The sequence below is a fragment of the Rhodococcus sp. FH8 genome, from assembly GCF_019266085.1.
GTDB classification, from domain to species: Bacteria; Actinomycetota; Actinomycetes; order Mycobacteriales; family Mycobacteriaceae; genus Rhodococcus_F; species Rhodococcus_F qingshengii.
In genome coordinates this window covers 68,330-92,393 of sequence record NZ_LPNQ01000077.1, presented here as the reverse complement: position 1 = coordinate 92,393, position 24,064 = coordinate 68,330, and the positions used below count along the sequence as shown (strand labels likewise).

At 63.7% G+C, this 24,064-nt stretch carries 21 protein-coding genes; 11 read left to right on the top strand and 10 right to left on the bottom strand.

From position 1 onward, the window contains the following. Positions 1–27 precede the first annotated feature (27 nt). From ATN38_RS22135 to cysC, 3 genes are read left to right on the top strand one after another with little or no spacing between them, the layout of a single operon-like run. A complete protein-coding gene (locus tag ATN38_RS22135; protein WP_007735934.1) occupies positions 28–837 on the top strand; it encodes a Stf0 family sulfotransferase in 810 nt (269 codons plus the stop codon). Further along, positions 834–1,748, top strand: a complete 915-nt coding sequence (gene cysD, locus ATN38_RS22130) for a sulfate adenylyltransferase subunit CysD (RefSeq protein WP_047272728.1) — start codon at positions 834–836, stop codon at positions 1,746–1,748. The genes ATN38_RS22135 and cysD overlap by 4 nt, the downstream gene beginning before the upstream one ends. Then, positions 1,748–3,628: an adenylyl-sulfate kinase gene (gene cysC / locus ATN38_RS22125; protein ID WP_118604948.1), complete on the top strand. Its 1,881-nt coding sequence runs from the start codon at positions 1,748–1,750 to the stop codon at positions 3,626–3,628. The genes cysD and cysC overlap by 1 nt, the downstream gene beginning before the upstream one ends. Here the strand turns inward: cysC and ATN38_RS22120 are convergent. From ATN38_RS22120 to ATN38_RS22105, 4 genes are read right to left on the bottom strand one after another with little or no spacing between them, the layout of a single operon-like run. Then, the gene (locus tag ATN38_RS22120; protein WP_118604951.1) at positions 3,625–4,995 is read right to left on the bottom strand and encodes a sulfatase; all 1,371 of its coding nucleotides are present in this window, start codon (positions 4,993–4,995) and stop codon (positions 3,625–3,627) included. The two genes, cysC and ATN38_RS22120, sit on opposite strands and share 4 nt — an antisense overlap. A gap of 56 nt (positions 4,996–5,051) precedes the next feature. Beyond that, positions 5,052–8,249 carry a carboxyl transferase domain-containing protein gene (locus ATN38_RS22115; RefSeq protein WP_218748681.1) on the bottom strand — a complete coding sequence of 1,066 codons (3,198 nt, stop codon included), beginning with the start codon at positions 8,247–8,249 and terminating at the stop codon, positions 5,052–5,054. Further along, a complete protein-coding gene (locus tag ATN38_RS22110) occupies positions 8,246–9,943 on the bottom strand; it encodes an AMP-binding protein (RefSeq protein ID WP_218748680.1) in 1,698 nt (565 codons plus the stop codon). The genes ATN38_RS22115 and ATN38_RS22110 overlap by 4 nt, the downstream gene beginning before the upstream one ends. Positions 9,944–9,968: 25 nt before the next feature. Beyond that, positions 9,969–10,604, bottom strand: a complete 636-nt coding sequence (locus ATN38_RS22105) for a TetR/AcrR family transcriptional regulator (protein ID WP_218748679.1) — start codon at positions 10,602–10,604, stop codon at positions 9,969–9,971. 150 nt (positions 10,605–10,754) lie between these two features. Here ATN38_RS22105 and ATN38_RS22100 point away from each other — a divergent pair, with 150 nt between their 5' ends. Together ATN38_RS22100 and ATN38_RS22095 are read left to right on the top strand one after the other, a co-directional pair. Then, positions 10,755–12,131: a M20/M25/M40 family metallo-hydrolase gene (locus ATN38_RS22100; protein ID WP_080726737.1), complete on the top strand. Its 1,377-nt coding sequence runs from the start codon at positions 10,755–10,757 to the stop codon at positions 12,129–12,131. After that, positions 12,128–13,690, top strand: a complete 1,563-nt coding sequence (locus ATN38_RS22095) for a YfcC family protein (protein WP_218748677.1) — start codon at positions 12,128–12,130, stop codon at positions 13,688–13,690. Before ATN38_RS22100 ends, ATN38_RS22095 begins: the two co-directional genes overlap by 4 nt. Before the next feature lies 1 nt (position 13,691). Here ATN38_RS22095 and ATN38_RS22090 read toward each other — a convergent pair whose 3' ends face one another. Then, positions 13,692–14,279 carry a DinB family protein gene (locus ATN38_RS22090; protein ID WP_003944177.1) on the bottom strand — a complete coding sequence of 196 codons (588 nt, stop codon included), beginning with the start codon at positions 14,277–14,279 and terminating at the stop codon, positions 13,692–13,694. Between the two features lie 18 nt (positions 14,280–14,297). Between ATN38_RS22090 and ATN38_RS22085 the strand changes: the two genes are divergently transcribed. The 4 genes from ATN38_RS22085 (at position 14,298) to ATN38_RS22070 (ending at position 18,015) form a co-directional block, all read left to right on the top strand. Beyond that, the gene (locus ATN38_RS22085) at positions 14,298–15,545 is read left to right on the top strand and encodes a hypothetical protein (protein ID WP_218748675.1); all 1,248 of its coding nucleotides are present in this window, start codon (positions 14,298–14,300) and stop codon (positions 15,543–15,545) included. Positions 15,546–15,613: 68 nt separating this feature from the next. Beyond that, the gene (locus tag ATN38_RS22080) at positions 15,614–17,260 is read left to right on the top strand and encodes an MFS transporter (protein WP_054188693.1); all 1,647 of its coding nucleotides are present in this window, start codon (positions 15,614–15,616) and stop codon (positions 17,258–17,260) included. A 3-nt stretch (positions 17,261–17,263) separates the two neighbouring features. Next, positions 17,264–17,716, top strand: coding sequence for a DUF6325 family protein (locus ATN38_RS22075; RefSeq protein WP_218748673.1), 453 nt, complete (start codon positions 17,264–17,266; stop codon positions 17,714–17,716). Continuing rightward, complete coding sequence (locus ATN38_RS22070) at positions 17,713–18,015, top strand: SHOCT domain-containing protein (protein WP_218748667.1); 303 nt, start codon at positions 17,713–17,715, stop codon at positions 18,013–18,015. The genes ATN38_RS22075 and ATN38_RS22070 overlap by 4 nt, the downstream gene beginning before the upstream one ends. Position 18,016: 1 nt before the next feature. Here the strand turns inward: ATN38_RS22070 and ATN38_RS22065 are convergent, their stop codons facing one another. The 5 genes from ATN38_RS22065 to ATN38_RS22045 form a co-directional block, all read right to left on the bottom strand. Next, entirely contained in the window at positions 18,017–18,700 is a 684-nt protein-coding gene (locus tag ATN38_RS22065; RefSeq protein WP_030535875.1) for a SagB family peptide dehydrogenase, read from the bottom strand. After that, the gene (locus tag ATN38_RS22060) at positions 18,697–19,677 is read right to left on the bottom strand and encodes an ABC transporter substrate-binding protein (RefSeq protein ID WP_064113842.1); all 981 of its coding nucleotides are present in this window, start codon (positions 19,675–19,677) and stop codon (positions 18,697–18,699) included. Before ATN38_RS22060 ends, ATN38_RS22065 begins: the two co-directional genes overlap by 4 nt. Next, entirely contained in the window at positions 19,674–20,468 is a 795-nt protein-coding gene (locus ATN38_RS22055) for an ABC transporter ATP-binding protein (protein WP_042920629.1), read from the bottom strand. Before ATN38_RS22055 ends, ATN38_RS22060 begins: the two co-directional genes overlap by 4 nt. Beyond that, positions 20,465–21,532, bottom strand: coding sequence for an iron ABC transporter permease (locus ATN38_RS22050; protein ID WP_047272720.1), 1,068 nt, complete (start codon positions 21,530–21,532; stop codon positions 20,465–20,467). The genes ATN38_RS22055 and ATN38_RS22050 overlap by 4 nt, the downstream gene beginning before the upstream one ends. Before the next feature lie 84 nt (positions 21,533–21,616). Next, positions 21,617–22,876, bottom strand: coding sequence for an MFS transporter (locus tag ATN38_RS22045; protein ID WP_054827487.1), 1,260 nt, complete (start codon positions 22,874–22,876; stop codon positions 21,617–21,619). Between the two features lie 92 nt (positions 22,877–22,968). Here ATN38_RS22045 and ATN38_RS22040 point away from each other — a divergent pair, with 92 nt between their 5' ends. Continuing rightward, positions 22,969–23,157, top strand: a complete 189-nt coding sequence (locus ATN38_RS22040) for a streptamidine-related RiPP repeat protein (protein ID WP_047272767.1) — start codon at positions 22,969–22,971, stop codon at positions 23,155–23,157. Positions 23,158–23,251: 94 nt separating this feature from the next. Beyond that, complete coding sequence (locus tag ATN38_RS22035) at positions 23,252–24,064, top strand: hypothetical protein (protein ID WP_218748666.1); 813 nt, start codon at positions 23,252–23,254, stop codon at positions 24,062–24,064.

Genomic DNA, 24,064 nt, shown 5'->3' with positions numbered 1-24,064 from the left:
TTTCCGGCCCCCCTTAGCGTTGCTCGCATGACGGAGGCCCAACGCTCGTTTCTCGTCTGCGCTTCGCAGCGCAGCGGCAGTACTTTGCTGGTCGAATCCCTGCGAGCAACCGGGGTCGCGGGTGAGCCGGAAGAGTTCTTCCAGTACCTCCCCGAGACCTCGCGATCACCGCAACCGAGGCAGTGGTTCGAAGACGTCACGGACGAGTCCGTCCTGGGTCTGCTCGCCCCGTTCCACCCGGGCACGCCGGACACTCGCACCTCCGAACAGTGGCGCACACAACTTCTCGAACTCGGCCGAACCCCCAACGGAGTCTGGGGTGGCAAGCTGATGTGGAACCAGACGCCGCTCCTACTCGATCGCGCGGCCGGATTGCCCTGGCGCAGTGGGACGGACCTACGTTCCGCACTCCACGACACCCTCGATCACGACCTGCAGTTCATCCACGTCTATCGAGAAGATGTCGTCGCTCAAGCTGTGTCGATGTGGCGCGCCGTGCAGACACAGGTTTGGCGCGACGACGCGACTCCACCGAATCTCTCGGACGGTGCGCAGTACAACGCAGTCGGAATCGCGCACCTGGTGACGATTCTCGGTGAGCAGGAACGCCAATGGAAGCGCTGGTTCGAGGAAGAGGACATCTCTCCCATCGAAGTCGGGTTCCGCGATCTCACCGAAGACCCGCAATCCGTGGTCGCAAAAACCCTCATCTCCCTCGGCCTCGACGGACAACTGGCCCCGCCACCGCCGCTGCGTCGTCAGAGCGACGGACGATCCCGCGAATGGGTGCAGCGTTATCGCATCGACGCCGAACAGAACGGATATCCCGTCACATGAGCACCGTCACCGATGTCGTCGACGAACTCCGAGTTCTCGAATCCGAAGCGGTTCACATCATTCGAGAGGTGGTGGCAGAACTCGAGAGACCGGTCCTGCTCTTCTCGGCCGGCAAGGACTCGATAGTCCTGCTTCGTCTGGCCGAGAAGGCGTTTCGGCCCTCCCCACTCCCTTTCCCGGTCCTGCACGTCGACACCGGTCACAATTTCGAGGAGGTCATCGAATTTCGCGACCGCCGAATCAAGGAGGGCGGGCACACACTTCTGGTTGCTTCCGTTCAGGATTCGATCGACCAGGGCAGAGTGCAGGAGTCGACCGAGACCAGCGGATCGCGAAACCGCCTGCAGACCAGAACCCTGCTCGACGCTCTCGAAGCTGGAAGGTTCGACGCCGCGTTCGGCGGCGCCCGCCGGGACGAGGAACGTGCGCGCGCCAAGGAAAGAGTCCTCAGCTTCCGTGACGAGTTCGGCCAGTGGGACCCGCGAGCGCAACGGGCCGAACCGTGGTCGCTCTACAACGGTCGGATCAGACGCGGCGAGTCCGTTCGTGTCTTCCCGCTGAGCAACTGGACCGAGCTCGACATCTGGCGCTACATAGCCCAGGAGGAACTGGAACTGCCGTCCATCTATTTCGCGCACCAGCGGAGGGTATTCGAGCGCGACGGAATGCTCCTCGCTGCTTCCGAATTCAGCACCGACGCCGAGAACGCCGCGGCAACGACCGAGTGGGTGCGATATCGAACCGTCGGCGATCTGACCATCACCGGCGCCGTTCGATCGCACGCCACCACTATCGACGACGTCGTCACCGAAATCTCGGCCGCGACGGTTTCCGAACGAGGCGAGACTCGCGCAGACGACCGAACGTCGGTCGCCGCGATGGAAGACCGAAAGCGTGAGGGCTACTTCTGATGACGACCACCATCACTCGCCAACTCCTGCGACTGGCCACGGCGGGTAGCGTCGACGACGGCAAGAGCACGCTGATCGGCCGACTGTTGCATGACACCGACAGTCTGCCAACCGATCACCTCGATTCCGTCACCGACGAGTACGGTGTCGCCGACCTGGCTGCACTCTCCGACGGACTACGTGCCGAGCGTGAACAGGGCATCACGATCGACGTCGCGTACCGATTCTTCTCCACTCCGACCAGAAGTTACGTACTCGCCGACACCCCGGGGCACGAACGCTACACGCGCAACATGTTCACCGGAGCATCCAACGCTCACGTAGCGGTCCTGCTGGTCGACGCGAGGACCGGCGTGCTGCGTCAGACGCGTCGGCACGCCAGAATCGCCGCACTGCTCGGTGTTCCGAACCTTGTAGCCGTGGTGAACAAGATCGATCTGGTGGACTTCGACGAAGCGAGATTCGCTCAGGTGCAGGAAGAATTACGGGCCTTGGCGCGGCAAGTCGGACGCGAGGACGTACTCGCCATACCGGTCTCCGCGAAAGCCGGCGACAATGTCGTGACGCGGTCCGAGAACACCGCGTGGTACGAGGGGCCGACACTCCTCGAGTACCTCGAAGGCGTCGAACTCCATGCGCCCGCGACCCACATCGAGGAGCTTCGACTTCCCGTGCAATGGGTTTCGCGCCCCGATCCGCAGAATCGTCGCCGGTACACCGGCCGGATCTCGGCAGGCACACTGAGCGTCGGAGACGAGGTAGTGGTCCTGCCGTCCGGATCGAAGAGCACCGTGATCAGTCTGGACACTCTCGACGACAACCGCAGTACTGCCGTTGCACCACTGTCGGTTTCGGTGGAACTGGCCGACGACATCGACGTCGGACGTGGCGACGTTCTGGTCAGTGGCGGTGCGCAGGCTCATTTGCCGGTTCTGGCCCGAGAACTCGAAGCCACCATCTGCTGGTTGTCCAACACACCGTTGCGCGCGGGCGATCGGATAGCGCTCAAACACACGTCCCGGACCGTGCGAGCGACCGTCCAAGAACTGCACACCCGTCTCGATCCTGAAACGCTCGACGAGCAGGACAGCCCAGTCGAACTGGGACTCAACGACATCGGAACGGTCACGCTCCGAACCAGTTCCGTGGTGGTCGCCGACACCTACGACCACAATCGGGACTCTGGCGCCTTCATCCTGATCGACGAGCAGAGCAACGACACCGTCGGCGCCGGCACCATTCTCGAACCACGCGTCGTCGTTCCCGGCGAGCAGACCCGCAACGACATCAAGTGGCATCCGTCCTCACTCGAACGTCAACGGCGATGGGCGTCTACCACCCAGAGGGGCGCGACGATCTGGTTGACCGGCCTACCTGCATCCGGAAAATCCACCGTCGCAGTCGCTGTCGAACGTGCGCTCGTCGACGCGGGACGCACCGCGTATCTGCTGGACGGTGACAACGTCCGCCACGGTATCTCCGACGATCTCGGGTTCTCGCCGGGAGACCGAGCCGAGAACATCCGACGCGTCGGGCATCTCACTCGACTGTTCGCCGACGCCGGCGTGGTGGCGATCGCGTCGATGGTCTCGCCACTGCGTTCGGATCGAGCAATTGCGCGCGCGCTCAACGAAGCTGCCGGGCTCACCTTCCTCGAAATTGCCGTCACCACTCCCGTCGAAGAATGCGAACGTCGAGATCCCAAGGGCCTGTACGCTCGTGCGCGGGCGGGTGAACTGAAGGGGCTCACCGGAATCGACGCGCCTTACGAGACGCCGGAGGAGCCGGACCTGGCATTCGACACAACCGGCGCTGACATCAACGAGCTGGTCGAGCGGGTCATCGCATTGTTGGAAGAGCGCGAAGCCGCAAGGCCCTAGGGGTTTTCGGTGTCCGACTCGAGGTAACCGCGGTCCGCACTGTAGGCGGACCGCACGTTGGGTCGGACACCGATCTTCTCGAGGTACGCCGCCATGCGGTGCACCGCCATCGCGCTTCCCAATGCCTCGTCCGGGAGACGATCGTCGGTTTCGGCGCGCCACGTGTGAAGCTGCGAGGACAATTCCGCCTGTATTGCCGAGACTTCCGGTCGATCGATCAGATTGATCTTCTCGTCCGGGTCGGCACGGAGGTCGTACAGCTCCCGGGGTGCGCGTACCGCAAGATGCTCGGTGCCGAGCGCTTTTCCGGAAAGACTGTCCTCGATGTCGAGCGGTAGATCCAGAGCCGGGCGGACGGCGTAGTTCTCGATGTAGCTGTAGTCCTTGGTTCGCACCGCACGAATGGGATCGAAGCTGTCGTGAAAGGTCTTCTCCGTGAACAGGGAAGTACGAACGGGTTCGGACGGCTCGGTTCCGCGGTCGACGAGGGCATCGGCGTGCGAGCGCCCTTCCACCTCGGTGGGGACGTCGATTCCGAGCAGATCGAGAATGGTCGGAACGAGGTCCACACCGCTGAACAGTGTCTCGTATTCCTTTCCGCCACTGCGATACCGCGCGGGAGGCCGAGCGATCAAGGCAATACCGGTGCCCGGGGCGTAGAGCGTCGACTTGGCGCGCGGGAACGCCGCGCCGTGATCAGTGAGGAAGAAGACCCAGGTGTTCTCGTCGAGCCCCTCGTCCTCGAGGGTCGCGAGCAGTTCCCCCACCGCGGCGTCGGCCACCTCTACGCTGCCGTGGAATTCGGCCAGATCCTCGCGCACCTGTGGCACGTCCGGAAGGTATCCGGGGACCTCCAGGGCTGCGGTGTCCGCCGGGGTATAGCGATCGGCGGGGTACGGGCGATGCGTTTCGAAGAATCCCGTGGTGAGCAGGAACGGCTCGGGCGGGAAGCGTCGTAGCCAGTTCTGGGCACGCGGAACCACGTAGTCGCAGAACGAGTTGGTGACGTCGTACTCGTGATAGCCCAGTCGCTTCGGATACGCAGTCTCGTGCTGCATGCCGAACAGCGAGGTGTACCAACCGTTGTCGGAGAGGATCTGCGGGAGCGTCTGCACCTCCGCGTGGTACTCCCAGCCGTGGTGCGCCAACCCGATCAGACCGTTGTTGTGCGGATACCTGCCCGAGAAGAGCGATCCGCGCGAAGGCGAGCACAGCGGCGCCGTCGCGTGTGCGTCGGTGAACCGGATGCCTTCTGCCGCCAGCCGGTCGAGATGGGGGCTGTTGACCCCGGCGACACCGTAACTCGCGAGGTGCCGCCCCAGGTCGTGCCAATGAATGATCAGGACGTTATCTCGCGCAGCCGACACGTGGGCAAGGCTAGTTGCCCCGCCCACGTGCGGCAACAGCTCGAATCAGCAGGATCTCAACTGTTTCTGCAGAGTTGTCTGATCCATCCGCGGGTATCGGCCGGATCGATGACGTCGTCCAGTTCGAACGTGGTCGCCGCCATCAGCGCCTTGCCCTGTGCGTAGGCCAGTTCCACGAACTGACCGAACAGCGTTTCCCGAGCCACCGGATCTTCGACGGACTCGAGTTCCTTGCGGAAACCGAGACGCACAGCACCTTCCAGACCCATCGGCCCGATCTCGCCCGTCGGCCACGCGACCGTGAACTCGGGGGCGTGGAAGGAACCACCGGCCATTGCCATGGCGCCCAACCCGTAACCCTTGCGCAGGATGATCGTTCCGAACGGCACGGTGAGGCGAGCACCGGCAATGAAGAACCTGCCGAACCTTCGAACCGTCGCCTCCTCCTCCGAATCCGGGCCCACCATGAATCCCGGTGTGTCGCACAGCGTCACCAGAGGGATGCGGTGCGCTTCGAGCAGTTCCAGGAAATCCGAAGCCTTGTCCGAGGCTTCCGCGTCGATCGCGCCGCCGAGATGCTCGCTGCTGTTCGCCAGCACACCGTACGGAACTCCTTCGACACGAACGAGTGCGGTTACTACACCGCGTCCGTAGTCTCGACGCAGTTCCAGGACGCTGTCGACGTCCGCGATTGCGTCGATCGCTCCACGAACGTCGTACGAGCGCAGGCGATTCTCCGGCACCACATGCCGCGAGAGCCGCGGATCCGGAGCGGTCCACTCTCCGCTCGCACCCTGGAAGTAGCCGAGGTACTGCTTGGCCAGCGCCACCGCATGAGCGTCGTCGTCAGCGACCAGGTGTACGACGCCGTTGCGGCGCTGCACGTCGATGGGGCCGATGTCCTCGGGGCGAAAGTTTCCGAGCCCGCCGCCCTCGACCATGGCAGGACCACCCATCCCGATGTTGGCGTCCGGTGTCGCGATCAGGACGTCGCACGCGCCGGCCAGGGCCGCGTTGCCTGCGAAACAGCGCCCGGACACGACGGCGACCATGGGCACCCGCCCGCTCAGCGCCGCCATGGCGCGGAAGGTTCCCAGCTCGAGGCCCGCCCCGGCGCCGGCGTCGGTGTCACCGGGGCGACCGCCGCCACCTTCCGCGAACAGCACCACCGGAACTCGCTTGCGATCGGCGATCTCGAGTAGGCGGTCGGTCTTGGCGTGATTACGCATGCCCTGGGTACCGGCAAGCACCGAGTAGTCGTACGAGATCACGACACTCTCGCCGCCGCTGATGGTCGCCACTCCGCCGATCAACCCGTCGGCAGGAGTGTTGGCGATCAGGTCTTCCTCGCTGCGTCGACTGCGCTGCGCCGCCAGCGCGAGAGCGCCGTACTCGACCAGGCTGTCGTCGTCGACCAGATCGTAGACGTTCTCGCGAGCAGTCCGGCGTCCCAGCTTGTGGCGCTTCGCCACGGCTGCGGGCCGGGCCGGGTCCAGGGTCACCTCGTGGCGAGCGATGATTTCGGCGAGGTCGGGACGGACGTCGTCGAGGTCCACCTCGTCGACCTCGGCGAGCTTCGATCCCGCGCTTGCGCTACGAACGACGAGCAACGGTTCGCCAGCACCCACCGACCTCCCCGGTGACGACAGGACCCGGACCACTTCGAGATCACCGGGCGCCGAGAGTACATGCTGCATCTTCATCGCCTCGAGGACGGCAACCTGTCCACCCGCATGGACGCCGTCACCGACTGCGGCGAGTTCGACGACGATGCCCGCCATCTGTGCACGGACCACATCCTCGTCCGGTGCCACGTCCACGTTCGAGGAAGGCGTTTGTGGGCCGGTTTCGGGAACGAGGTCCGCCAACCGCGAACCCAACCAGTCGACGTCGACCAAGCCGTCACGGAAGTCCTTGTCCGACAGTATCGCCTGCAGGAACTCGATGTTGGTCGCCACGCCGTCGATGGCGAACTCATTCAAAGCAGCAATCGACTTACGCACCGCGGCAGGGAAATCCGATCGACGCGTGTGGGTGATCACCTTCGCCAGCAGCGAATCGTAACGTGCACTCGGCGAGAGCCCGACCGCACCGAAGGTGTCCACTCGCACACCGGGCCCGCCCGGAGGAGTGAAGGTGTCGAGCGTGCCCGACGACGGCAACGCATTGCCGTCCGGCGTCATGGTTTCCATGTTGACGCGAGCCTGGATCGCGATTCCCGACGCGTTTGCCACGGATCCGACTGTCGCCGAATCCTTCTCGACAGCGGTGATTCCGGTTGGCAGGTCCAGGCTCTCGAACGGGACTCCGTCCGCGATCGCGAGCTGCACGGCGACGAGGTCGACTCCGGTGACCTCCTCGGTCACCGTGTGCTCCACCTGAATTCGGGGATTGACCTCGAGGAAGACGAATCCGCGTTCCTCGACGAGGAACTCGACCGTCGCGATGCCGCGGTAGCCGACCTCGGCGCACAGCCTCGCGGCCGCAGCGTGAAGACGCTCGCGCAGGGCCCCCGACAGCCCCTGCGCGGGCGCAACCTCGATCAACTTCTGATGCCGACGTTGGACGCTGCAATCACGGTCACCCAGAGCGAGCGCGTGGGTTCCGCCTTGCCCCGGTGCCGCCACGATCTGCACTTCGATGTGCCGAGCGTGCTCACTGAGTACCTCGGCGAACAGTGCCGAACTGCCGAATCCCGACTGGGCTTCGGTCGCACACACACGGTACGCGTCGTCGAGAGCTTTCGGGTCGCGCACCGCGCGCATGCCGCGGCCACCGCCGCCGCTGAGTGCCTTGATCATGATGCCGCGCGGGTTGCGCTCGAAGAATTCGCGCACCTCGTCGAGGTCGGCGTCCGCCGATGTCGACGGCAGAACCGGCACGCCGGAGTCAACGGCCGCGGTGCGGGCACTGGCCTTGTCGCCGAAAGTCCGGAGAACCTGGGCGTCCGGGCCGACGAAGGCGATGCCGGCCTCTGTGCACGCCTGCGCGAATTCGGCGTTCTCACTGAGGAACCCGTAACCCGGGTGCACGTGCGTGGCGCCCGTTTCGGCCGCGATCTTCAGCAGTGCGCTCTGATCGAGATACGCGGAGGCACCGGACGCTCCGAGCGGCACCGACTCCGTGGCCGCCGCGACGTGCGGACTGGACGCGTCGTCCTCGGCGTACACCGATACCGTCTCGATCCCGAGTTCCCGGGCAGTTCGAATGATCCGCAGCGCAATCTCGCCGCGGTTCGCAATCAGCAGTCTCACTTGTCCCCCTGAGTGCGCTCGAACAGATCGCCCTTGCGCACCTTTCCTGTCGCAGTCATCGGAAGCGCCTCGAGCACTTCCACTTCGGGCACCTTGTACGTGGCCATGTTCTCCTTCGCCCACGAGACGATCTCGTCGGCCGCGGTGTCGGAACCCTCGACCAGCTGGACAAACGCAAATGCCACCTGTCCCTTGTCCGGGTCCGGTTTCGGCACCACCGCAGCCTTTTCGATCGCGGGATGCAGCATCAGCAGCGCCTCCACCTCGGAGGGAAAGACACTCATGCCGTTGGTCTTGATCATTTCCTTGTTTCGCGCCAGATAGTGCAAACCGCCACGCTCACTGAACTTTCCGACGTCGCCGGTCTGCAGCCAGCCGTCACGGATGGCGTCGGCGGTGGCCGCCTCGTTGTGGTAGTACGCGGAAAGGATCGACGGGCTGCGCACGATGATCTGCCCGTGCTCGCCGACGGGAACCGGCCGGCCGTCGTGATCGACGATCAGAACGTCGGTGCCGGGCACCGGAATTCCGCAGAACACCGGCTCGCTTTTCAGGTCGTAGTCGCCGTCCTGGAAGCCGAGGGTGATCGTGTCCGCGGTGTGGGTTTCGGTCATGCCGTAGCTCGCTTCGCGCAGAACGCCGCCTGTAGCCTCGCGCCACCGCTGGCGCGTGGCCGGATCGAGTTTGAGAACGAACGAAACTGCCATGACGTTCCGGAGTGTCGAGAGATTTCGCTCCGCGAATCCTGGCGTGTCCATCAGTTCGACGTAATTGTCGACAGTTCCGACCAGCGAGGTCACGCCGTAAGCCTCGACAGCGTTGAGCGTGGTCTCCGCATCCCAACGATTCAGCAGGACCACGGTTCCGCCGTTGACGAGCGGAACCAGGATGCCGAAGTCCTCACCTGCGATCCAGAAGATCGGCAAGAACACCAGGGACACCGGCGGATTGGCACCCACCTGGTCACCGCCCGCAAGCGTCGCGGTGGCCGCGGTGTAAACCATGTGGCGCTGAGTGTGCTCACAGCCCTTGGGCATTCCCGTCGTTCCGCCCGTGTAGTTCAGGGCGGCGAGGGAATCGAGTTCGGTGGCGACAGGAGTCGCCCGCTCACTGGTGATGATCGACTGCCAGTCGCTCAGGCGCGGATCGTCGACCTCGAAGGGCAGTTCGACGGTCGGGATCGCCGTCAGCATGTCCGACACTGCAGTCTTCGCGACGTGTTCGAGTGGAGTCTGTGAGCGAACCTTCTTCACCAACTTCGAGAAGGTGTTCTGCGTCAGTAGGACCTTGACGCCGGCATCGTTGAGTTCGTGAATCAATTCGTGTTCACGGAAGAGTGGATTGATCGGCACGTGAACCGCACCGACCTTGAGAATGCCGAGAATCGCGATATGGAACTGAGGGCAATTGACCAGGTGAACGCCGACGCGATCGCCGCGTTCGACTCCGAGTGACAGCAGCCATCCGGCAAAACGATCCGAAAGCTCGTCGTATTCGGAATACGTGATGACCCGACCGTAGAAGACGATGGCAGGAGTATCCGGCCGCTCGATCGCCCAATGCCGCAAGTAATCGACAAGTCCCCCACCTTCGAGCGGATACTCGACGGCGCGGGGAATGCCGGCGGGCCAATGCGCTTGTTGCAGCGCAGAGATCTCCGCCAGAGCCGCTTCGAGCACGTCTTGTTCTGCCACCGATCACTCCATTCGTAAAAGAAATCTATTTCGACTCTTCGAACCCGATCAACCGCTCGGACATCGTCGTCATATCTGCAATGAACTGGTTCTGCTCTTCGACACTCGCCTTACTCAGTCGTGCTCCACCGGCCATCTGTGCATCCGAGATCATCTGAACGAGCACCGGGGGCGAAACGCAGGGATCTACGTCGTGAACCTGTCGAATCCGTTCGACAAAGCGGACGTAGCGGCTCACGAGCTTTTCGCGAACCGCCGACCAACTGCGCTCGACCTCGGAATCCACCCGCGCCCGATGCTCGATCACCGCGAGCAGGTCACCGTAGGTGTACACGGCCGTGATGAACGCCGACGTGGTCGTTCGGAGAACTTCGCGTAGATCCTCGGCCGCCGGGCCCTCCATGTGCTGAGCGTCGAGGAAGCGTCGGCACATCATCTCGGCGACGGCGCGGAAGACCTCGTCCTTCGACGAGAAGTACGCGTAGAAGGTCGCCCGGGACACATCAGACCTGGTCGTGATCGTCTCGACCGTCACGGCGTCGTATCCGAGTTCGCCGAAGCAGAGGGCAGCGGTGTCGAGCAGTCCGGCACGGCGTGGACCGTCGCCGAGTTTGCGGGCTGTCCGCGCTCGCTCCTGCGTTTCGCTGGTGGTCACCGTCACAGTGTGTGTTGACGTTGACGTCAATGTCAAGAATCGCGGGCCCGACGCCCCACTTCGGCTTTTTGTTCGGGTCACCCTTTCACACCCCGCATATCGGGTGTAAGACTCTGCCTCTAATGTTTTTCGCCTTTCCCAGAAGGAGTCAATTCCGTGCCGGAAGAATCCGCCTCGCCCTCCTATTCCACAATCAAGGAAACAGTTGCAGCTTTGATGCCGGCACTGGAGTCGGAACTCGTCGAACTTGTTCGTATTCCGTCGATAGCAACAGAAGGTTTCCCCAGCGAGCCCCTGTTCGAGGCTCACGACCTGATCGTTTCTCTATTGGAGAAGTCCGGAGTCACGAAGATAGAGAAACTCGAAATAACAGGTAAAACTGCGCCGGTCATCATTGCAACAGTTCCCGGTCCAGAGGGAGCCCCGACCGTATTGATGTATTCGCATTACGACGTCGTTCCCGCCGACGACGTCGAACTCTGGGATTCACCGCCTTTCGAACCGAGCAAGCGTGACGGCGCGATTTACGGCCGCGGTACGGCAGATTCGAAGGCAAACGTCATCGGCATGATCGGCGCGCTTCGCGTCTTCGACGGAAAGCCGCCAGTGACGGTCAAGCTCGTCATCGAAGGCCAGGAAGAATTCGGCAGCCCCTTCGACAACTATCCGCCGGAAGCCCCCGAATTGTTTGCGGCCGACGCAATGGTCATCGCCGACGTCGGGAGCGTTCGACCCGGATCACCGACCCTGACCGTCGCACTGCGCGGATCGGCCCAGGTGATCGTCGAACTCACCACTCTCGGAGCCGACAAGCACAACGGCCTCTACGGCGGCGCCGCACCGGACGCCCGCCTCGCGCTCATCCGCGCACTGGCGTCGCTGCACGACGACAACGGTGACGTGGCGGTCGACGGCCTCATGCGCGAACCGTGGACCGGCAGTTCATACACCGAGGACGAGTTCCGCACCCTCGCCGAGATCCGTGACGGGCTTCCGCTGCTCGGAACCGGCGGCATCGGCGAACGCATCTGGTCGGGCCCGGCCATCACCGTGACGGGAATCGACGCTCCCCCTGTGGACGGTGCGGTCAACGCCGTCGCAAGCACGGCCCGCGCCGTGATCAATCTGCGCGTACACCCGCGCCAACCTGCCACCGAGGCGCAGGCTGCTCTGGTCCGGCACCTGGAAGCCCTGCGCCCCTTCGGTTTGCAACTGACCGTCACCGCGGGAGAAACCGGCGACGGGTTTGCGGCAGCCGAAGGTGGACCGGCCTTCGACGCGGCATTGTCTGCACTATCGCAGTCGTGGGGTGAGCCGGCCGGGCTGATGGCAGGCGGCGGCTCGATCCCCCTCGTGATGGCCTTGGATACAGCAGTGCCCACCGCCGAGAAGCTGTTGTTCGGCGCCACCGACGGTTACGCGAACATCCACGGCCCCAACGAACGCGTCCTGCTCGACGAGCTCGAGAAGGCCGTCGTCGCCAAAGCACTGTTCTTCCAGGAGTACGCCGACACCTTCGAGGGGAAGAAATGAGCACCGAAACCGACACGGGGTCCGCACCTACTCCGGCCAAGAAGAAGTTCGAGTTCCCCGGCGCGGTCACGATGCTCGCGATCGTCACCGTCCTGGTATGGATTGCAGCACTGTTCATTCCGGCCGGACGCTTCGGCGTCGACGTGGACGGCTCACCCGTTCCCGGCAGCTTCGAAACCGTCACGTCTCCGCTGTCGTTCTGGGAACGAATCCAGCAACTGATCCTCTCCCCCGTCAACGGCCTCTACGGCGTCCAGGATTCGATCACCGGGTTCGTCGACACCGACAACATCGGACGGCTCTTCGGTTCGGTCGGCGTAGTCCTCTTCATCATGGCGCTCGGTGCGTTCATCTCGGTCAGCTTTGCCACCCGCAGTCTCGAAACCGCTGTCTCCCAACTCGCTACCAAGCTCAGCGACAAGGGCTGGTTGCTCATCACCGTCATCATGGTGCTGTTCTCGCTGCTCGGTTCGACGATGGGCTTCTCGGTCGAGACGTTCGGCTTCTACGCCCTGCTCATACCGCTGATGACGGCACTGGGTTACGACCGCATGGTCGCGGCCACCATGATCATCCTCGGCGCTCTGGTCGGAAACATGGCGTCGACCGTCAATCCGTTCTCGATCGGCGTCGCCTCCGGTGAGGCAGGCGTCTCCATCGGTGACGGCATCGTGCTGCGCGTGATCCTGTGGATCGTATTGACCGCTGTGGCAGTGGTATTCGTTCTCCGCTACGCCGCAAAGGTGAAGAAGGATCCGTCCAAGTCGCTTGTCGGTTTCGACATCGCGGACGACGAAGACGAAGAGTCGGCCGAGCCGGTGGACATCGACGGCAAGCTCACCGGAACTCAGAAGCTGGTACTGCTCATCACCGGACTCACCTTCGGACTGATGATCTTCTCCGTCATCCCGTGGTCGAGCATCTTCGGCGCCACCGCCGGTCCGGCCGAGTACGACGCGTACCACGTCACGGCAACCGAGCCCTACTGGTTCGAGTTGAACTGGTGGTTCCCGCAATTGGCGATGTTGTTCATCCTCGCCGCCGTTCTCGTCGGCATAGTCGCGAAGATGGGTGAGAAGAAGATCGTCTCCCTGATCACGCGTGGAGCCGGCGACATGGTCGGACCGGCGATCGTCATCCTGCTCGCTCGCGGCGTTTCGGTGATCATGACCAACACCGAAACCCTCGACACCATCCTCAACGCGATGGAGCAATTGGTCAGCGGCGCTTCGGCGGGGGTCTTCGCGATCCTGGTGATGCTCGTCAACATCCCGCTGGCGTTCCTGATCCCGTCCAGTTCCGGTCACGCCACCCTGGCGATGCCGCTGCTCGCGCCGCTGGGCGACTTCGCCGGAGTCAGCCGAGCACTCGTCATCACCGCCTTCCAGATGGGCCACGGCCTGATGCTGATGGTTGCCCCGACCAACGTCGTCGTTGTCGGCGGGTTGGCCATGGCGAAGGTCGGCTACGACAAGTTCCTGCGCTTCGTCTGGCCACTGCTACTGATCAACTTCGTGATCGTTGTCGTGGTGATCGGCGCGGCAGCGGTATTCGAGTAGTTCAAGCGTGGTGGGCCTCGCGTGCCGCCGTCTCCAGACGGTCGGTGTACTCGGCCCACCACGCCTCATCGCCGGGAGCCAGATTGTTGTCGCCCGCCTTCATCCCAGCGGCGCCGTCGATCAGCTCCCGCACGATGTCCGCGTGGCCGGCGTGCCGATGGATCTCGGTGACAACGTGAACGAGTATCCGGTGCAGTGTGACGTCGCGACGATCCTCCGGCCAGTGCTTCACGAAGCCGGGGGCGTCCAGATCGTGCTCCTCGATCGTGGCGTCGGCGAAAGCCCAGGTGCGGCGATAGGTTTCGACGATGTCGGCAGTGGACTCGTCGGCGCGGGCCCACATGTCGACGTTGAGTTCCTCCGAACGCAACCACGCGGGGAGATCGGGAACCCTACGGCCGAACGTCGGACCGAAATACCCGAGCTCGACGCCGATCATGTGTTTGACCAGACCCAACAAGTTGGTCCCTGTCCGGGTCATCGGGCGCCGAATGTCATACTCCGACAGCCCGTCGAGCTTCCAGACGAGCGCATCACGTGCTGCCTGCAGGTACCGCTGGAGATCTTCCTTTTCCGAGTTGGTGGTCATGAAACCAACCTAAACCGAGTGGAGCAGACATTGACAGCGGTCGAGGATCTGACCGAGGTTGCCTCCCGGGCCGTCGCCGCCGAGCGTGACGCCCGGTCGGTGCGCTGGCACAACCCGGCAGCCGTCCGCAAGGCTGCCGCGGCCGTCCGTGATTCGCTCGACGACGAACGATCAGCGCTGAGCCGACCGTCGTACAGCGGGTTGTCACCGTCGCCGCACATGGCGCGCCAACTCGAACTGATCACGACGTTGCAGCCGCCACTGCCCGCCGACGCCGGCATCGGCACCGCCGCGCAGGCCGAGGCCGACGCCGTCGCCGCGGTGACCACCGCACGGATAGCCTTGCGCGCCGCCCACCTTGCGGTTCTCGAAGCACGCGTCGCCGCGCTCGATGCCGGTGACACCGATACCGTCGCCGCCGCGATCCGTGGTTACGTCCCGCTGAACTCGGGCAACCCCGTCGTCCGGCATGTGCAGGATCTCGGCTCCCGGATCCGTGAGGAAGCACGGCACGTGGTGAGTGGTAAGCCTCGGTCGATCGCTTTTCGGCTGGGGCTGAGCCTCGGAATGGGCTTGGCGTACCTGGCATTCATTCGCCTCTTCCAGTGGGACACCAAGGAAGATCGACTGCCTTACCTTGCGCTGTATGCACTCTCGGGTGTGGTCGGAAGCGTCGTGTGCACCAATGCGCTCAGCTTCGACGCCGGCCGCGTCCGTGCTGCGTTGTCCGGTGGAACCAGACTCTGGCACGTACTGGTCGCGAAAAACGCGGTGATGCTGCTTCTCGTCGGCAGCGCCGGGTTCCTGCTCAGCGCCGTCCTCGCGTGGCGCTCCGGAAGCAGTGCCGACCTGGTGAAGGCGTGCGGCCAGGTGCTGACCATGATCCTGCTCTGGTTGGGCGTCGCGAACGTGATGTCGGTGAGCTTGCCGCTGCGAGCAGAACCGATGACGGCGCGGCGCCACGACAGCACGTGGAAGCAGTTCCTGCTGTCCTTCGTCATCTCGTACGGTGTCGGACTGATCGTCAATCTGATGCTCTACTGGCGCGTCTGGGCAAAGACGACGCTGCTCGAGCAGATGGGCGGTCCGTGGATTCCGGTCCTGCTGCTCCTCGCGAGCGCGGCCGCGACGTGGCTGTTGCTGACCGTGCTGGCCGTACTCCTGGCCGAGCAACCGCGCTTCCGGCGCGCCTTGCACCGGGAGATGGTGGTCTACCGCGAAGAAACCAACCACTTGCAGGCGACCATTCAGCACAATTCCGGCTAATGTAGCCGTGCGTGGCTGATCCGGGCACGTCGCGAGTACACGCAGTGTCGAGGAAGGCGTGACCCATCATGTCCGTAAAGCCTGGCGCGGCCGCCACAACGGCCGCCGTGAGCACCGCCTCCTGGCTACCACTCATCGTGGTGGTCCTCACCCAGATTCAGGCGTCGTTCGCCGTCAACGCCCTGACCGTCTCGATGGCCGGCATCACCACCGATCTCGACACGCCCGCAACAAGTGTCGGCACCGCGATCACCGCGGGCACCTTCGCCATGGCTGCCTTCATTCTGTTGGGGGCCAAGATCGGCGCCCGTTACGGAACGCGTCTGGTCTTCCAGATTGCCGTCGCGATTCACGGCCTCGCAATGGCCGCGGTCGCCCTGAGTCAGAGCCCGGCAATGCTGTTCGTGGCGCAAGCTGCATCCGGCGCCGTGATCGCCCTCATCGCTCCCGCATTGACGGTCTTCATCGCCACGAACTTCAGTGGCGATCAGCAGGCAAAGGCCATCGGTTACCTGGCAGCAGCAATCCCGGCGGCCGGTGTGCTGGCGCTGCTCATCGCCGGTTCCTTCGCGACGACGATCGGGTGGCGATACTCGTTCGCCCTCGTCGTGGCTCTCGCGGTGGTCAACCTGATCCTGAGCTTCCGGGTCAAACCTGTTCCCCCGCAGAAGGACATCACCATCGACTGGGCCGGCGCCGCCATTGCTGCCGTTGCCGTCATCCTGCTCAGCTTCGGTTTCAGCGGCCTGAACTCGTGGGGCGTCATCCTGGCCACCGACGCTGCGCCGTTCTCGGTCATCGGTGTTTCACCCGCGGCCATCCTGATCGTCCTCGGCACCATCTGCGCGCAGGGATTCTTCCAGTGGACGCGAAGCCGCAAGGCGCAGAACAAGCCTCAGCTCTTCAACCTCGACGTCCTCAAGACCGGCGCCGAGCGCGCCACCACGATCTGCATGGCGACGATGATGTTCGTGGGAACCGCGGCCAACTTCCTCATTCCGCTGTACATGCAGATCATCCAGGGCCGCAGCAGCTTGCAGACGTCGTTCTCGATCATCCCGTACACACTTTCGATCTTCATCGCGAGTACCGTCGTCGCGCGTCTGTACAAGACGTACTCCCCGCGTCTGATCGCACGAGCCGGGTTCGTCGTCGTTGCCGCTGGACTCATCTTGTTGGCCTTCACCATTCGTGGCGACTGGCATCAGATCTTTGTCGTCATCGGACTGATCACCCTCGGCCTCGGGCAGGGCGCCATCGTTGCGCTGGTGTTCAACACCCTCCTCACCGCAGCCCCCAAGGAACTGGCCGGCGACGTCGGTGCCTGGCGGGGACTGGTACACAACATGTCCGGCAGCGTCGGCATCGCGGTGGCCAGCGTGTTCGCCGTCGGAATCCTGGGTACCCTCGTCAGCTCGCAGCTGATCGACAACCCCACCATCCCGGCATCACTCAAGGTCGAGTCCGGGATCAATCTCGACCAGGTCAACTTCGTCCCCAACGATCAACTCGTCGTGACGCTCGAAAACACCTCGGCGACACAAGCACAGATCGACGAAGCCATCCGGATCAACACCGAAGCGCGCTTGCGCGCCCTGCGAACCTCGCTACTCGTCCTCGCCGGACTCTCCCTGCTCGCCATCATTCCGGCCGGCCGCATGCCCGACGAAGTACCTGCTCTGGAAGAACCGCAACCCACGAAGGGCAAGAAGTAACCGATGTCCAACCAAGACCAATTCGGTCCGATCGAATACGTTGCCGTCGAGTTTCCCGGCGGTGCACCGACCTCCGCAGGATTCGAGCAGCTGCTCATTCTCGTCGACTCCGGCGTGATCCGCATCCTCGACCTCGAGTTCGTCACCAAAGCCGCCGATGGATCAGTGGCCGTCGTACCGGCATCGACCTTCGAACTCGCAGATTTCGATCTGGCGCAGTTCGACGGCGCAGCCTCCGGACTGCTCGACGCCGGCGACATCGCCGCCGTTGGTGACGAGTTGGCCACCGGTAGCGTTGCCGCCGTGCTCGTTTACGAGGAACTGGCCATACTGCCGGTGATCGACGCGTGGACACGCAGCGGCGCAAAGATTGTCACCGAAGGTCACCTGAGCTTGGACGAACTTGCCACCGCACTCGACAACACCGCACCAGGCAATACGGAGAAGGACGCATGAGTTTCTTGAGGCGAGCCGGCCGGGTAGCCGTCGCAAGCTCCATTCACGGCAATGTTCAGCGCCGTCAGCGGACCCGTTGGGCCGCCGAAGATCAGGCTCGCGCAGCGCAGGCCCAGCCGGTGCCTCCGATTCCCGATCTACCACCCCTGCCACCGCAGGCAGCTCCGGCAGCTCCGGCAGCTCCGGCAGCATCGATGGACTTGAAGCTCGAACAGCTCACCAAGCTGGGCGAACTCAAGAATGCGGGAGTATTGACCAAGGCCGAGTTCGAGACCCAGAAGGCGCGCATCCTCGCCTGACCTAGCTGGGCCGCCCGAGTGCAAAAGCCATGACGGGAAGCTGCGTCGTCGCGAGATTCAACAGAGATGCCACTCGCGCATCCGTGAATCCTGCGATGGCGCAGCCCACAAGTCCCATCGCCTCGGTCACGAGGTACAGATTCTGAACCAGCACACCGGCATCCACGTGCATCGTGCGGTAGTGCCGCATCGCGTACTTCTCGAGCGGCGCTTCCACGTCGGCAACCACAAACAGAAGAACCGGGAACACGTCGACGAACTCGGGTTGGAGAAGGCTCGCTCGAAGGTGCTCTCGCACGTCGCCTGGCCGGACAGCTTCGGCACGGCCTCGGGCATATCGGTATACCCCGGCTCCGAGCTCGTCTCCGGGTCGGCTGAGAACAAACGACAGCGTCAGTTCGCGCATCCCGCCCGCCGTCGGGCTGCTGACAACACTGTGGTGCAACACGTTTGACAGCTCGCCTGCTCGGAGTGCCGTCTGTGCGGGGTCGTAGCGGCTCCGCCGTGCCTGCAAGACGTCCGCGAACCCGCAGGCCGGCAGTGGCGTCGCGGCCGGCAGTTCCACGGATTCACACGTCACCGGCGGCAGTCCGTGCTCGTCGAACGGTAGCTCCGACGGACTCACCGTCCGGTCCAACACTGCATGCAGCGATACGACGGCCTCGATGCGATCGAGTGCGGTCACGAACCCGGGTGCAGCAGGCGAGACACCTCGCCGGCCCCGTCGATCGAGACCAACTCGCCGGCGAACCACGCCTCCGGAACGGCAAAGATCGCATTCGACGCCGCGGCGGGGGTTCCGGCAAATGCCGTCCGCGCAGCATCCAGGGTGGATTCCCGAGCCGACTCGGTGGAGTAGACGACGAGGACAGCCTTCGGCGACTTCGCGAGCACCGATTCCGTGGCTACCTGGCCGAAGTACTTTCCGTCGGGAAGGTCGTTCTCGAAAAGATTGCTTCCCCCGGCGGCCTCGAGCACACTGCTGTAGAGGCCCCTGGCCAGAGCATAGGACTGTCCCTCCGAAACCTGAACCATCACAGTGGGAACCGGCTCCTGCCCGGCGACAGATGCCTCGGTTGCTGCGAGGGACTTCTTGCCGTCGGCCAGGAGGGTTGCTGCCGCGTCACTAGTTCCGGTCAAGGCGCCGAGACCGTCGAGGTCGGACCAGACGTCGTCGATCCGCCCCTCGGTGACGGCCTTGTGGCAGTAGCCGCTGTTCACGAAGATCGGGATGCCGAGGTCACGCAATTCGTCCATGGTCTGCAATCGGTCACCGTCGAACCAGTATTCCCCGTCGGAGACGATCAGATCCGGACGGGCGTCGAGCAATGCTTCTTTCGCGGGAACTCCGGTGCTCAGTACCGGCACGGCCGCGAACTGATCAGCGAGTTCGGGGCTGGGAGGAGAGAGGTCGGTATTCGATTGTCCGACAATGCGGTCGGCGGCGCCGAGCTGAATGAGAAGTTCCGTCATCGACGGATACAGCGAGACAATCCGCTCCACCGTCTTGGGCACCGTGACCTCGCGATCACAATTGGTGACGGTGATCTTCTCGGACGACGACGCCGCCGAATCCGCCGTGGAGTTTCCGCATGCGGTCAGTACTGCGGTGGCGGTAACGGCCGAGCACAACAGCGCGGCAGTACGTATCGAGGATTTCAAGACACTGCTTCTTTCGTGTGTAGGAGCGGAGGGGCGAACGAAAGCAGGGGGCGCCCGGTCAACGGATGAGTGCCGAGATGCACCTGAACCCCGAATACTTCGGACAGCAGGTCCTCGGTGAGGACCTCGGCCGTTGGTCCTGTCGCGACAACTACCCCGCCGGAGAGCAGACAGACGTAGTCGCAATACGCTGCGGCCAAGGCGAGTTCATGGATCGCGACAATCGTCGTGGTACCGAGTTCGGCGACCAATTCCATCAATTCGAGTTGAGCACGGATGTCGAGGTGGTTGGTGGGCTCGTCCAGGACCAGCAGCGACGGTTGTTGAGCGATCGCCCGGGCCAACATCACACGCTGCTTTTCTCCGCCGGACAGTTCGGCGAAGAGACGTGATCCAAAGCCCTGCATGCCGGTTCGCACCAGTGCTGCGCTGACGATGTCTCGGTCGATCTCACCGAGTCGAGAGAACGCGCTGTGATGCGGCGTCCGACCCGTTGCAACCACCTCGCGGACACTGAACGAGAAATCGGATGAATGCTCCTGCCCCACAACACCGATGATGCGTGCCGCCGATCGAGGCGAGAGATCGTCCCAAACATTCACCTCGTCCACCTTCACGATTCCGCTTCGAGGCTTCATCGAGCGATACAACGCGCGCAGGAGGGAGGACTTTCCACTGCCGTTCGGTCCGACGAGTCCGACCACGCTTCCCTCGGGCGCTTCGAGGTCTACACCCGAAACCACGAGGCGTCCGCCCCGAACGACGTGAATTCCGCTGGCCGACAATCTCATGACTGCGCACCGCCGTCCCGTCGAAGCAACCAGAGGAAGAACGGTGCACCCAATCCGGCGGTGATGATCCCGAGTGGTAATTCGTTGGGCGCATCCAACATCCGAGCCGCAAGATCGACGATCACCAGGAAGGTGGCACCAACCAACGCGGTCGCGGGGAGCAGCTTGCCGTGATCGGAACCGACCAGAAGTCGTACGGCGTGCGGCACGAGCAGCCCCACGAAACCGATTCCCCCGGCGACGGATACGACAACCGCGGTCAGCAACGACGCGATCACCAGTAGTAGCAACCTGGTACGGCGCACGTCCACGCCGACCGATTGCGCGCTCTCGTCTCCCATGGCCAACGCGTTGAGTTGGCGCGATTGTGTCAACAGAATTGCCGCACAGACGGTGATCACCGCGGCGGGCACACCGAGATCCGACCAACTGGCCCCGCTCACCGAGCCCAGCAACCAGAAGAGCACTCCCGAAAGCTGACTCGGATCGGCGCGCAACTGCACAAAACTTGTTGCAGCCGAGAGCAGATAGCCGATGGCAACTCCGGCCAGGACCATGCGCAGCGGGACGAGCATTCCCTCTCGCCGACCCAGTACGAGAACCGCGATCAGGGAGATCATGGCCCCCAGGAAGGCTGCCACCGGGACACCGATCGACAGGCCGGTGCCGATGCCGGTCGTCATGATCAGTACTGCACCGAAGGATGCTCCGGAACCCACGCCCAGAATGTACGGATCGGCAATCGGGTTGCGCACCAACGCTTGCAGCACGGCGCCGGCCAACGACAATCCGGCGCCCGCCAATGCCGCAATCAGAATGCGCGGTACCCGCAATCCCCACACGATCCGATCGAGCAGCGGGTCGACCGGCGGACCGCCGACGTGTGCGTACAACACCGCGAACACGTCGGCAAAGGACACCGACGCGGCACCCGACCACACCGCGACGGTGGAGACCGCGACAAGCACAACCGCCGTGGCCAACAGAAACGGGACGTACCCGCGCTCACCGACGGGATGTGGACACGACGGCACTCGTGGTGCTGCCTCGCTGGTCAGCGTCATCGCACTCCTGAGTCGGTGGGGTTCGCAGTCATGAACAGGTGGATCTAACCATAACGACAGTCGTTTTCATTAATAGTCACATGCTCATTTGTGCGGATAAGGGTCGGTCCGCAGCGCGCTCGCCCACGCGAAGAGCGCCCCGACCAGCGCAAAGATGCACGCAACGAGGTAGGCGGTGCCGATGTCCCAGCGTCCTGCGATTGCCCCGGCAATCAAGGCGCCGACCGGCGAACCACCCCAGGCGACCATCCTCGCCGTGGTGTTCACGCGCCCCTGCAGACGATCTGGAGTCAGGCGCTGACGTGCACCGATGCCATTGAGGATGGTGACGGTCGCACAGCCGGAGTAGACGACGAGCGCCGTGATCGCGGCGCCGGTATTGCCGGTTGTCGCAACGACGAACAGCACCACCGGGCCGATGGTCAGCGCCCCGACCGTGATCGCCCCGACCGGCCACTGCGCCGGTAGGCGTGGGAGCAAGACTGCCCCGACCACTCCACCCACGGAGACGGCCGTCCACACGGCGCCGATCATCGGACTCGACGTCGAAATCCCAAGCCTCTCGGATGCGTACACCACCAGGAGCGCCGTAACCGCACCCTGCGTCAGCGAATTGACGAAGCCGACGCCGGTCAAGGCCCGCAGAAGCGGCGACTGCCAGAGGAAGTTGAGGCCTTCGCGTATGTCACGCGCAATTCCGGTTCCCGACTTCTTCGGCGCCGCAGGAGTCATCGAAAACGAGGCTCCGATCGAGGCCATGGCCAGCCCGGCCAGTACGTAAGCCAGTGCATCAGCACCCAATGCGTAGGCCGGGCCGATCGAGGCCACAAGCACGCCGGCTATCGCCGGAAAGACAACATCGATCAGCGTGCTGGACGTCCACAGCGCGCTGTTGGCCGCCGGTATCCTCTGCCGACCGACCAGAGCAGGCAGCGCTCCGAAAGCAGCGGCGTCGAACCACACGAAACACGTTCCGATGCACATCGATACGCCGACGGCATGCCACGCCGTCAATACGCCGAGTGCCTGCGCTGCCGGAATACTCGCCAAAGCAAGTGCAGCTAGGGCCTGCGCACACAGGATGACCGTCCGCCGGTTGACTCGGTCTGCCACGGCGCCGGCGAACAAGCCGAACACGAGATACGGCAGAACCGTCCCCGCAGCCGCGAGCGAGGTGAGAAACGGAGACCGGCTGATGTCGAACACCAGGATCGGCATGGCCACTCCGGTGACCGCCGCACCGGCTACGGCAATCGTACGAGCCGTGAAGAACAATCGAAACGATCTGTCCCGAAAGACATGTGGTTGCGCTTCGACGGATCCCGTCGTCGGGGTCTCGCTCATGTATGCACTCTCTTGTACCTGTTGCTCTCCGTGGCGATCTTTCGTACGGTGGCATCGTAATGGAAATGGTTTCCATTACGGAAGGGATGACAATGAGCAACATTTCGTTCGACAGCATCTCCAACTCGGCTCCGGCCAATGCACTCCAGGGCGTCGGCACCAACGCTCTCGTCGACAACCCGTTCACCTTCGAGCCGGTTGCCGAGGCAACGTCCGCACACGCCCTGCAGGGTGTGGGCACCAACGCCCTCGTCGACAACCCGTTCAGCTTCCAGAGCTGAAACCTCCCCTGATCCAGACTGTTTCGACAGTCTGATCTGCCGATGACCCCGCCCGCATCCGACTCGTCGGGTGCGGGCACCGACAAGGAGATCCGTGTACGCCCTCGCCGACGGACACCAGCTGTATCCGACCACGGACGGTGTTTGGCATTACCTGACACCGGACGAGAACGCGGTCACGATCGGCGCGCCGGCCGAAGACCTCGCGGAACTCGACAACTTTCTCAGGCGCTCTGGTTCGGTGCTCGGCCCGGGAGCTATCGAGATCGCCGACGCCCTCGTCTCTCGCGGCGTGCTGGCTGTTCCAGGTCAAGTGCCAGAGATTCCGCGCCCACAGCGTGTGCTGATGGACGGGATCGGGCCCGTTGCCGATGCTTGCATCGCCCTGCTCTCCAAGGCTCTTCCGCATCTCGAGGTCGTATCCACTACTGCGCCAATCGAAGACGACGTTGCGTCGTCGGACCTCGTACTGTCGGTTGCCGGTGATCCTCCTCACGACGAGTGGTCGGAACTCGATACCTGGTGCCGCCGAAACCAAACACCGTGGCAACGCGTCCACGCGGAGCTGGGTGAGATCTGCATCGGACCCTTCTTCGACGGTATCGGCAGCGCAAGCTACCGGGACATCTGCGGTCGACGGCTTGCCGCGTCGCGCGTCCCGGATCATCTGCAGGCACTGTGGAATCACCTCGCCGGCAGCGAACCTCGCCCGCTCGAACTTGAACCCACCGCAGCCGCAATGGCCAGTGCGCTTGCATGTTCGGACGTCGTGGCTGGTGTACATGGCGCACCGCCATCACACCTTCACCACCAGATCCGGATGAATCCGCGAACCCTCATGATGACTCGCCATCCCGTGCTACCACTGCCCGGCGGCGTTCTCGAACCCGCGCCGACGCTCCGGTGA

What these genes read in the sequence shown, in the direction of transcription:
- ATN38_RS22135 (WP_007735934.1), top strand. Translation starts at nt 28, where the DNA reads ATGACGGAGGCCCAACGCTCGTTTCTCGTCTGCGCTTCGCAGCGCAGC.
- cysD (WP_047272728.1), top strand. Translation starts at nt 834, where the DNA reads ATGAGCACCGTCACCGATGTCGTCGACGAACTCCGAGTTCTCGAATCC.
- cysC (WP_118604948.1), top strand. Translation starts at nt 1,748, where the DNA reads ATGACGACCACCATCACTCGCCAACTCCTGCGACTGGCCACGGCGGGT.
- ATN38_RS22095 (WP_218748677.1), top strand. Translation starts at nt 12,128, where the DNA reads ATGAGCACCGAAACCGACACGGGGTCCGCACCTACTCCGGCCAAGAAG.
- ATN38_RS22090 (WP_003944177.1), bottom strand. Translation starts at nt 14,279, where the DNA reads ATGACCACCAACTCGGAAAAGGAAGATCTCCAGCGGTACCTGCAGGCA.
- ATN38_RS22080 (WP_054188693.1), top strand. Translation starts at nt 15,614, where the DNA reads ATGTCCGTAAAGCCTGGCGCGGCCGCCACAACGGCCGCCGTGAGCACC.
- ATN38_RS22075 (WP_218748673.1), top strand. Translation starts at nt 17,264, where the DNA reads ATGTCCAACCAAGACCAATTCGGTCCGATCGAATACGTTGCCGTCGAG.
- ATN38_RS22070 (WP_218748667.1), top strand. Translation starts at nt 17,713, where the DNA reads ATGAGTTTCTTGAGGCGAGCCGGCCGGGTAGCCGTCGCAAGCTCCATT.
- ATN38_RS22055 (WP_042920629.1), bottom strand. Translation starts at nt 20,468, where the DNA reads ATGAGATTGTCGGCCAGCGGAATTCACGTCGTTCGGGGCGGACGCCTC.
- ATN38_RS22050 (WP_047272720.1), bottom strand. Translation starts at nt 21,532, where the DNA reads ATGACGCTGACCAGCGAGGCAGCACCACGAGTGCCGTCGTGTCCACAT.
- ATN38_RS22045 (WP_054827487.1), bottom strand. Translation starts at nt 22,876, where the DNA reads ATGAGCGAGACCCCGACGACGGGATCCGTCGAAGCGCAACCACATGTC.
- ATN38_RS22040 (WP_047272767.1), top strand. Translation starts at nt 22,969, where the DNA reads ATGAGCAACATTTCGTTCGACAGCATCTCCAACTCGGCTCCGGCCAAT.